The organism is Agromyces bauzanensis (assembly GCF_014645655.1).
Lineage (GTDB): Bacteria > Actinomycetota > Actinomycetes > Actinomycetales > Microbacteriaceae > Agromyces > Agromyces bauzanensis.
On record NZ_BMMD01000039.1, the window covers coordinates 1 to 9750 of the forward strand.

9 protein-coding genes are annotated in these 9750 nt (G+C 63.9%); 7 read left to right on the forward strand and 2 right to left on the reverse strand.

Going from position 1 to position 9750, the window contains the following annotated elements; genetic code table 11:
- Positions 1-136: 136 nt before the first annotated feature.
- From IEX31_RS17805 to IEX31_RS17815, 3 genes are read left to right on the forward strand one after another with little or no spacing between them, the layout of a single operon-like run.
- The gene (locus IEX31_RS17805) at positions 137-655 is read left to right on the forward strand and encodes a very short patch repair endonuclease (protein WP_188744738.1); all 519 of its coding nucleotides are present in this window, start codon (positions 137-139) and stop codon (positions 653-655) included.
- Complete coding sequence (locus IEX31_RS17810) at positions 546-1904, forward strand: DNA cytosine methyltransferase (protein ID WP_188744746.1); 1359 nt, start codon at positions 546-548, stop codon at positions 1902-1904. Before IEX31_RS17805 ends, IEX31_RS17810 begins: the two co-directional genes overlap by 110 nt.
- Positions 1905-1939: 35 nt before the next feature.
- Complete coding sequence (locus IEX31_RS17815) at positions 1940-2965, forward strand: HNH endonuclease (RefSeq protein ID WP_188744739.1); 1026 nt, start codon at positions 1940-1942, stop codon at positions 2963-2965.
- A gap of 93 nt (positions 2966-3058) precedes the next feature.
- Here the strand turns inward: IEX31_RS17815 and IEX31_RS17820 are convergent, their stop codons facing one another.
- Together IEX31_RS17820 and IEX31_RS17825 are read right to left on the reverse strand one after the other, a co-directional pair.
- Positions 3059-3610, reverse strand: a complete 552-nt coding sequence (locus IEX31_RS17820; protein WP_188744743.1) for a HEPN domain-containing protein — start codon at positions 3608-3610, stop codon at positions 3059-3061.
- 8 nt (positions 3611-3618) lie between these two features.
- Positions 3619-4785, reverse strand: coding sequence for a DUF262 domain-containing protein (locus IEX31_RS17825; RefSeq protein ID WP_229662479.1), 1167 nt, complete (start codon positions 4783-4785; stop codon positions 3619-3621).
- Positions 4786-5289: 504 nt separating this feature from the next.
- Here IEX31_RS17825 and IEX31_RS17830 point away from each other — a divergent pair.
- From IEX31_RS17830 to IEX31_RS19710, 4 genes are all read left to right on the forward strand, one after another.
- Positions 5290-7734 (forward strand): AAA family ATPase, encoded by a 2445-nt coding sequence (locus IEX31_RS17830; RefSeq protein ID WP_188744740.1) that lies wholly within the window; start codon positions 5290-5292, stop codon positions 7732-7734.
- Between the two features lie 68 nt (positions 7735-7802).
- Entirely contained in the window at positions 7803-8249 is a 447-nt protein-coding gene (locus IEX31_RS17835; protein ID WP_188744741.1) for a hypothetical protein, read from the forward strand.
- Positions 8250-8745: 496 nt separating this feature from the next.
- Positions 8746-9246 carry a nucleotidyltransferase family protein gene (locus IEX31_RS17840; protein ID WP_229662480.1) on the forward strand — a complete coding sequence of 167 codons (501 nt, stop codon included), beginning with the start codon at positions 8746-8748 and terminating at the stop codon, positions 9244-9246.
- A 47-nt stretch (positions 9247-9293) separates the two neighbouring features.
- Positions 9294-9698 (forward strand): HepT-like ribonuclease domain-containing protein, encoded by a 405-nt coding sequence (locus IEX31_RS19710; protein ID WP_188744742.1) that lies wholly within the window; start codon positions 9294-9296, stop codon positions 9696-9698.
- Positions 9699-9750 lie beyond the last annotated feature (52 nt).

The window sequence follows — 9750 nt, forward strand, 5'->3', positions numbered from 1 at the left end:
CCTCGAAGCCGACGGCATCCTCACCCGCCACGACTGGCACCCCGAATGGAACTACACCCTCAACCCCACGACACGCACAGATTAATCATTCGCGAGCCCTTAGCCGGCGCGCCCCAGTGCCGCGGGCGCTTCCCCCATGGCGCAAGATGTTGTGGTGAGTGATGCACCACCGAACGACCGTCGTCGGAACATGCAAGCAAACCGGCGCCGCGACACTAAACCCGAACGAGCCCTGCGCTCACTCCTGTTCGCCGCGGGGTACCGGTACCGATGTGACCTACGCATTCCGCTCGAGGGCACGTTTGCTCGACCCGATATCGTCTTCACGCGTCAGAAGATCACGATCTTCGTCGACGGGTGTTTCTGGCACTCATGCCCCACGCACGGCTCGGTCCCGCGGCGAAACGCGGACTACTGGCGCCCGAAGCTCGAGCGCAATCGAGTGCGGGATGCAGTGCAGTCGAGAGCTCTGCAGGCTGCGGGCTGGCGCGTGATACGGATCTGGGAGCACGTGCCACCGGATGTTGCGCTTAGAACAGTCGTCAGTGCAGTACGTATTCGCGCGGAAGCTGGCGCGCCGCACTTTGTCGGAGGTGCCGACCAAACTAGGCTCGCGCACAACGTCGGGCAGTCAGGAGGCGCGTGTAGTGATTGAGTCTCGGTACTCAGCCGTGGAAATCTGCGCGGGCGCGGGGGGGCAGGCGCTCGGGCTTCATAAGGCGGGCTTCATAACCTCGCTCGCTGTCGAGCTCGATCCCGCCGCCTCTGAGACGCTCAGTCGCAACACGGGTGTCCGCGTTGCGGTCGGCGACGTCGCTGATGATGCCGTCTGGCGGCCCGCAGAGTATGAGGGCATCGACCTTTTCGCCGGGGGTGTTCCTTGCCCCCCATTCTCGATCGCCGGGAAGCAGCTCGGCTCGTCCGACGAGCGTGACCTCTTCGCATGGGCCATCGAGCAGGTCGCTGTTATCCGACCACGCGCAGTAATGCTCGAGAACGTTCGCGGGCTCGCAAGTACCCGATTCTCTGGATATCGCCAGCGGGTCCTGGATCGACTCGCTCAGTTGGGGTATGTCGCGAATTGGCGACTGCTGCATGCATCGGATTTCGGCGTTGCTCAGTTGCGTCCTCGGTTCGTTCTGGTCGCGCTGTCGCAGGACGATGCCCCTTACTTCAGATGGCCTGAACCGACGCCCACAACCGTTACCGTTGGCAACCTCCTTCGCGACTTGATGGCGGCAGGCGGGTGGCCCCATGCAGACGAATGGGCGGCAATGGCGGCAGGGATCGGCCCGACGATCGTAGGAGGCAGCAAGAAGCACGGTGGCGCAGACCTCGGCCCCACGAGGGCCAAGCAGGTATGGAGGTCGCTCGGGGTCGACGGCCGCGGGATAGCCGACGCACCTCCCGGCCCCGATGCACCCCCGCCGACAGTCACACATCCGCGTCTGACTATTGAGATGGTCGCTCGCCTCCAGGGGTGGAGCGAGGGCGACAAATGGCAGTTCGCTGGCCGGAAGACCTCGCAGTACCGGCAGATCGGCAACGCATTCCCACCTCCCGTCGCTGAAGCTGTCGGCCGATCGATCGTCACTGCCCTCAACCACGACGGGCTACCGCACCACACGCCCCAGCTGTCCGCGGATGTTCACGATCCGGTATATCGGGCGCTGTCCAAAGCTGATGGATATGTGAGCATCGAGGCGCTTGCGTCTGCCCTCACCGAACACAGCATCGCCGATGTCGAGCAACGCCTCGCGCAACTCGCACAGGACTTCACCCTCGATGTAGATGTGACGGCGACAGGTACCGCGTACAAACTGGGCGAATTCAGGGGTTTCACTGGTCAGACGAATCACCAGCGGCATGAGTTCTTCGAGCGGCATAGGAACAAGGTCAGTTAGCGAGATTTCACTGCGGCTTTCGGAACGGTGCACACGTGTTAGCTCTTGATGACTACGTGCAATTGACGGTTGAAGCCGCTCGCGATCAGTGGTTGTCCATCGGCCAGCGCTCCTGGCCCACGGGCAGGGACCAGGTCGACTATCTTCCCGTGGAGACGCTCGTTTGTTTCGGGCTCGGACTCATCGAACGACCATCGAAGTTTGGCTCGGTCAATCTCCGAGCCTCATCCCCGCACGTACAAAACTTCGCGCGCCTCTTTAAGAGGACCGAGAAGAGTCTCGCCGCGAAATTGGCGAACCTCGACGGGCGACGGCCGAACGGAGCCCGCCACGAGCAGGAACTCTGGATCCGGCTCGGTTCCGATGCCCTGCTATTCCCCGCCCTCTACGCCTCCATCATCACCGGTGCGCGCAGTGCCGGACTCGACGCGGTGGACGTGCCCGACTTCCTCGACTCGGCCGCACGACCACTCGAAGTCGTATTTGACGCGGTCAAGGTCACCGACGACCAACTCCGAGAGGCGGCAGAGCCGACTCTGCGTGCTCTCGCCGCTCGCGGATCCCTGGCGAATGTAAAACGCACGGAACGTGCGATCATGACAACGGCTCGGATCGGTCAACAGCAGTTCGCTCGAAGCGTGCTGGATCGTGCCGACTTCAAGTGCGTCTTCTGCGGTCTCGGGACCCGGGGCATCTCACTTCCATCCTCGCGAATGCTGATCGCATCCCATATCAAGCCTTGGAAAGACAGCACAGCAATCGAACGCATGGATCCTGCCAACGGCCTCGCCGCTTGCCCGACACACGACGCCGCGTTCGAGAACCACCTCATCACCGTGGACCGCGAAGGCGTCATCCACCGTTCCGAGGCACTTAGACGTGCGATCCAAGCAGACACAGCTTGGGCACACAACTTCGGCCCACAAGGTATCACCACACGACTACGGGGATCCCAACTGCCCGGCCGTAGCTTCGTGGATTGGCACTTCTCGCAGACTGACGTGGTCCTCCAGGTCGATTATGACCTTTCCCGTTTGCACACCACGCACACTGACGGTTGACGGAATCAGGCGGGCATGAGGTGCGCTGGCAATACGGGCTCATGCGGTGTGGGTTCGCGGCTTCGGGTTCGACGTCGGTGAAACCCGCCGACGTCATCGCGAGGTCGGGGAAGTGGCTCCCAGCTCGACCACCATTCCGACTCCCACAGGAGTCAGGAAATCACCTGTGAGCCAGTCGTAGACGGCCTTGCATAACCGACGATACCGTTCCGGGTCAAGCTTCTGGCCGCCAGCAGCTTCCCCGTGAGCTATGGGATTCCGGATCGATGCGAGATCATTGAGGCTGTCCTTCAGCGTTGGCGTCAAGAACGCGTTGAAGCGATCTGCGTGGTCATCTCCGAAACGTGCCATCAGCTTCGCGAATGAGTCGGCGTTCAGATTTGGCGTAGTCCTGTAGAACGACTTCGCGAATTCAAGCGCAGGGCCAGACGCCTTCGCATCCAGGTAACGCAGAACACTATCGTGAACGAGGCGCTCTAGAAATCCCGCGCATCTCAGACACAGGTATCGACGAAGATCGTCTTGGATACGGGTTTGGTCGATAGGAATGTACGAAATAGCGGAGTGGTAACGGTCGAACTCAGCCTGGAGGCGCGACCAGAGCGCGTAAGCGTCCTTATGCGCAATCACCGTTGTTGTGGGCATTGCTGTCACTAGCCAATGAGCGCTGCGTAGGCCGAACCGAGCCGTCCATAGACGCTGTCACGGTGAGATGTACTCCTTGAGACCCAATCCGTGTACTCCGCGGAATTCCTGAGAGTGGCAATCGCCCGTTTCACCCTGTCGAGACCAACGGTGTCACCGTGGCTGAATGCGTAGACAAGCGTGCCGAGAAGCGCGTCGATGTGTGCCGCGTTGAGTCGACCGGCGAACTTCAGGCCGTCTCGGCCGTTTGCCTCGACCAGTAGGCGGCAACTCTCGGCGAATGCAGTTGTTACGAGGTCGACATCGATTCCTTCGAGGTTTCCGTGCTCCTCCAGATAATTGTTGAGGAATTGGGCCATAGGTGGCTTGTAGGCACGCAGCCGCAGCTCCTCATCATCCCAGCGCCCGTCGAGTCGAGCAATAACCTCCGCCATCGCGAGAGCGCGAAGGACAAGCTCGTGATCCTTGAGCTTCTTGTGGGCAGCACCGAATAGGTGCCGCCAGGCTGCGTTGTGGTTGAGGTCACGGATCAACTCAACGAGGGGTCCGCGATAGAGCGCGACCCGAATCTCCTGTGCTGTCAGCGAAACACCACCGCTGTTCAGTCGGCCAAACAACCGATAGACCGCATCTCGCCCGTCTTCGCCAGCCGGTTCAATGACAACTGCCTGGATGAACGTGTTGTTGAGTCGACGCTTGCTTTCTCGACTCAGTGTCTCGTAGGTAGCACCTTGGAGATGCTCCGCTACATCTTTGAGAACGAAGGGGCGCCCGTCGGGGTGTAATCCTCGGTAGAAGCTCTGCAGAGTCGTGAGCCGTTGCTGCCCGTCGAGCACGAGGTATCGTCCGTCCGGTTCGACAACGAGAAAGATACTCGGTACTGGCCATCCAAGTAAGAGGGATTCAATGAACTTCTCCATTCGAGGTGCAGTCCAGACGCGCTGGCGCTGGAAGCCCTCGATTGTCAAGTCCTCGGAGTCATCGGGATCGAATCTCGGAATGAGAATGTCCTCGTCGTCGAGACGACGCACGAGTCCAGCAACATCGAAGTCAGCACCGAAGTAGGGAAGGCTTGACGCCTCTGTCTCAAACAGCCCCAGATCATCCGTTTCGCTCTCATCGAGCACGGTTGGGTCTGTCCGGTCCTGGTCGTCCACAAACTCGTCTTCACTCACGACACATTCATATCGCATGGGAAGCGAGCCATAGCGTCTCTGGTTGATCGCCACCATGCCTCCCGGCGAGCTCGGCGTGCAGTCGGTTCTCTGTGAACGAGGCTCGTCACGGAGCTATCCCCCAACCCTGCGCGCCGATCCTCAACGAGCATCTCGCCATGTCATCGACGAGGTACATCGGCGTGCCGTCCCGCCGTGAGCCGCGACGATCGCCTCCATATTCCAGACTTGCGATCGCGAGGCGACGCCGAGACCCGCTCAAACGACCGGTCGCTCCGGAGGCGCGACTTCTGCTCGTAATCAGGCGAGTTGGTCAAGTACCTGTCCTATCGTCGCCATCACGTCGTCGTGCGAGGCATTTTAGAACAGATGAACGCCCTGGCTGAGAAGGTGGGGCGAACTGGTGGGCCGCCCCCAGTTCGAGGGTGTCGAGTCGATTGCTCTCCCGCTCGTGCCGTCAATCCTCATAGCCTCAGAGAACCCCGCACCCTACAAAGGACATCGATGCTCGACCGCGCCCGCTGGATCGTGACCCGACTCGATGCCGACGACTCGCTTACCGACGAGGAACAGCTCATCATCCTGGCCGCGCTCGAGGGTGACGATACCCTTGCCGACCTCGCGAGCTTCGAACCGCCCGAGCGGGTGACGCCCGACTCAGGAGCCGTGGAGCCCGTCGAGCCCGCGGGCGCGTTCCTGAAGCGGATCAAGGTGCAGGGATTCCGCGGTATCGGGCCCAAGGCGCAACTCGACCTCAAGCCTGCGCCCGGGCTCACGGTCGTCGCCGGGCGCAACGGCTCGGGAAAGAGCAGCTTCGCCGAGGCGCTCGAGTTCGCGCTGCTCGGCACGACGGCGCGATGGCAGGAGCGGCGCGGCGCGGCTTGGGACGGCGCATGGCGCAACCTCCACGAAGGTGATCCCGCGTCGATCGAGGTGACGCTCGCTGAGGAGCAGGTCGGGACGACCACGGTCTCGGTGACATGGGCCGCGGATGCCGCGCGCGATGCGCACTCCACGCACCTGCAGCGTGCCGGGCAGAAGCGCGAGACGGGGGTGAGCTCGCTCGGCTGGGATGTCCAGCTCGAGACCTATCGCCCGATCCTGACCTACGACGAACTCGGCGCCATCCTCACCTCGGAACCCAGCAAGCTGTACGACAAGCTCGCGAGCGTGCTCGGGCTCGAGCAACTCGCCGCCGCGGTCAAGCGGCTCGAGTCTCGCGCGCGTCAACTCGGCGCGCCTGAGAAGGACGCTGCCGAGCGTAAGCGAGCCGTAACGCAAACGCTGCAGCAGCTTGGCGACGAGCGGGCCACCTCCGCTTTGAGCCTGTTGAAGAAGCGGGACCCGGATGTCGCCGCGCTTCGCGCACTCGCGACCGGCGTCGGGGATGGAGGCGTACGGCAGGCGGATGACGCGGCACACGCGGTGCTCCAGCTGAAACTGCCAGCAGCCGACGAGGTCGGCGCGGTGACCGACGCGCTGCGTGCGGCGACCGAAGCCGCCGCCAGTGCCGGCGACTCGGCCACGGCCGCGCTCGAGCTACGGACCGACGTCTTGCATGCGGCGCTTCGCGTGCACCAGCACCAGGGCGACGGTCCCTGCCCCGTGTGCGCGACCGGCCGTGTCGACGATGACTGGGCGGAACGCGCTCGAATCGAGATTCAGGAGGCCGAGGTCGCCCTCAGTGGGCTTCGGGCCGCGAGCGCGGCGTTGCGGAGCGCACGAGCGAACGCGGTCACACTCATCGCATCGGTGCCGTCGGTGCTCGACCGACTGGTGGCTGACGCGGAGCTCGGCGAGCTCGCCGAGCTGGCCCGTGAGCTGTGGGCCGAATGGGCTGAAGTGCCGGATGGGAATCTCGACCTGGCAGAACACCTCGCGGCGAAGCATCCGCTCGTTACCGAAGCCCTCGCTGAGCTTCAGCGCGCAGCACGGCGCGTCATCGATGCACGCGACGACGCATGGTCGGCCGCCGCGACACAGCTCGGCGCATTCCTCGATGCTCACGAGCGTTGGGCCGCCAAGAAGTCCGATGCTGCGAGCGCGAAGCGCGCCGTCAAGTGGCTGAAAGATCACGACAGCGAGCTCAAGAACGAGCGGCTGGCGCCGATCGCCGAGCAAGCGAAGGAGATCTGGTCCTACCTGCGACAGGAGAGCAACGTCGAGATCGCGCGCTTGAAGCTCGACGGCAGCAACACCCGCCCACACGTCGTGATCGAGGCATCCGTCGACGACAAGGATGCCGCGGACCTCACGGTGCTCAGTCAGGGAGAGTTGCACGCGCTGGCGGTCGCGCTGTTCCTGCCACGCGCGAAACTGCCCGAGAGCCCGTTCCGTTTCGTGGTGCTCGACGACCCCGTGCAGGCGATGGACCCCGCCAAGGTCGACGGGCTCGTGCGCGTACTTGCGAAGATCGCCGAGCAGCGGCAGGTCATCGTGTTCTCGCACGACGACCGGTTCGCCGACGCGGTGCGCCGCGGGCAGGTCAATGCGCAGATCCTCGAGGTGACTCGCGAGAACGGGTCCCGCGTGACGGTCACGAACGCGTTCGATCCTCCCCGGCGGTACCTGCGCGACGCCGCCGCGCTCCTTCGCGACGGGGAGATGCCGGATGACGCACTCCGCAGGGTGCTGCCCGGCATCCTTCGGTTCGCCGTCGAGGCGCAGGCGCGCGACAGCTACTTCACCGAGGCGCTGAGCAAGGGGCAACCGCACGCCGAGGTCGAGCGTATCTGGGCCGACCACCCGAAGACGACGCATCGAGTTTCGCTGGCGCTCTACGGAGACATCCGCTCGCTCGACGGATGGCTCGCGAAGCGTGCGGACTACCGAAAGCCGGCACTCGGCATCTGCACCTCGGGCGCGCACTCCTCGCTTGGCGGCGACCCTCGGTTCGCGCATGACGCCGTCGAGAAGTTCGTCGACGACATCCGGAACGGCGTCCGATGAGTACCGAGATCGAGCTTGCGCAGCGCGCCCTTTCTGGAGGCGCGGGCGTGCGGTCGCACTCGCTGCGCATGGCGTGGCAGACCCACGGGTACGAGGTCGATCTGGTCGGTGCGAACTCAGAGAGGCTCGTGCTTGCGACCGTCAAGTCGTTCTTCGGCTCACGCGGCGTCGTGGCTGATCACGTAATGGGCGTCAGCGGATACACCAGCTGGTACGCGCTTCTCAACCAGTTCGATATCCGTGACGGTGTCGTCACCGAGGCATGTGCGAGGTTCGGCTATGCGCCCGAGCAGACGGAGATGAGGTTGTACGTCGGCAAGGTCGCGGGCGGGACCAACGAGGCGCGGATCCGCGCATGGGCATCAACGCAAGAGATCGGTGGAGGCCCGATCCAGGTGATCGGGGCGACCGAGGTCGTCAGCAAGGTGCGCGAAGTCGCGCGAAGCAAGCAGTACCGCGATCACCCGGTGCTCGCGACATTGAAAGTGCTCGACGCCGCAGGCGCGCTCAACTGAATACTTCGAACAGGAGGGTCGCGCCCTACGAGATGAGCAGTGGCGGCGGCCCACCGACGCACTCAAGCGGTATCCGAAGCCGGACTGTGACAGGCCCGGATCTGCTGCCATCACTTGGCTCGTTGGCGAGTGCAACGCGGGGTGCTTGGTCCGGCAGGACGACGGCCACGGTTGATTCACTCGTGAAGGATCCGAACGCGCCTGGCGCTACGGTCTACGTTCGCCTCGCGCAGCCGGCTCAGCTGGGGTGAACGGGTCGGTGTTGACGCCGGCCCGCTGGAGCGCGCCGGGGGTGGCCATTGACACAGCACGGTGATCGCGGTCGCCACCCGGTTGAGTGCGGCTCCTTGAGCGCGACGGCGACGTCGCCGCGGGAGTCCTCGACGATCGCCGCCAACGTGGACTCCGCACGCAGCGCCTCCATCTCGCCGCGGCTGCGCGATGCCGGCACGATTAGGGGGTACCAGCTGGTACTCTGGTACCAAGGAGCAAATCGATGGCGACATTCACCCCGATCAAGATCGACCCGGCGACCGATCGCCTCGTCTCGGATGCGGCGCATCTACTCGGCCGCACGAAGAAGGACATCGTCACGGCGGCAGTGCGGGAGTTCATCGACTCGCATCACGCGGAACTGAGTGCCGGCGTGACAGCGACGGCGGAACGACTGTCGGGCGGTCACGCTGCGCCGCGTCGCCCCGGCGTGCGCCCGCTGCGTGCGCGGCTCAACGCGAACCGGGAGGACCTGCTGGCCGCACTCGGCGACTTGGGCGCGACGAATGTACGCGTGTTCGGAAGTGTCGCTCGCGGTGACGAATCAGCGACGAGCGACATCGACCTGCTCGTCGACGTTGGCGACGGCGTCGGCATGTTCGGCCTCGGCCAGATGCGCAGCGCCGCCGAACGAATTCTGGACGCGCCGGTCGATGTCGTGCCGGCTTCGAGCCTGAAGCCCGACGTTGTCGACACCGTGCTTCGCGAAGCGAGACCAGTGTGAGCCGATCGTCACGAGCCCGACTCGGAGACATCCTCATCGCGTGCAAGATGATCGAGGACTATGCGAAACGAACCGACGACGACGACATCGTGTTCGATGCGATCCGCATCCGCCTCGTCGAGATCGGGGAGGCGGTCAAGGACCTCGATCCGTCGGTCACCGCACCCGAACCCGGCATCCCGTGGGAGGAGATCGCCCAAATGCGTGACCAGCTCGCGCATCGCTACTTCGACACGTCTCACGCGATCGTGATGGCCACTGCTCGAAACAACATCCTCACCTCAGGTCCGCTGTGGAGCGCCTGCTCGACGGCGAACGAGGTAAGTAGGCACTTCCCGATGCGTGGTGCCCTCGGGTTCGTGCCGGTCCGTCAACCCCCGCGTTCGGGGACTCTCATCGGCGCCAGGTCCACCTGCAGGATCAGAGACCTAAGCCATCGACCTGGGAAGTGACGCCCTGAACGAGCAAACCGCCGGCCCCTCTCTCGGGCACCGCCGCCCCGCG

Coding starts and splice junctions, on each gene's coding strand:
- IEX31_RS17805 (WP_188744738.1), top strand. CDS start 137: ATGGCGCAAGATGTTGTGGTGAGTGATGCACCACCGAACGACCGTCGT.
- IEX31_RS19710 (WP_188744742.1), top strand. CDS start 9,294: ATGATCGAGGACTATGCGAAACGAACCGACGACGACGACATCGTGTTC.
- IEX31_RS17830 (WP_188744740.1), top strand. CDS start 5,290: ATGCTCGACCGCGCCCGCTGGATCGTGACCCGACTCGATGCCGACGAC.
- IEX31_RS17840 (WP_229662480.1), top strand. CDS start 8,746: ATGGCGACATTCACCCCGATCAAGATCGACCCGGCGACCGATCGCCTC.
- IEX31_RS17835 (WP_188744741.1), top strand. CDS start 7,803: ATGGCGTGGCAGACCCACGGGTACGAGGTCGATCTGGTCGGTGCGAAC.
- IEX31_RS17820 (WP_188744743.1), bottom strand. CDS start 3,610: ATGCCCACAACAACGGTGATTGCGCATAAGGACGCTTACGCGCTCTGG.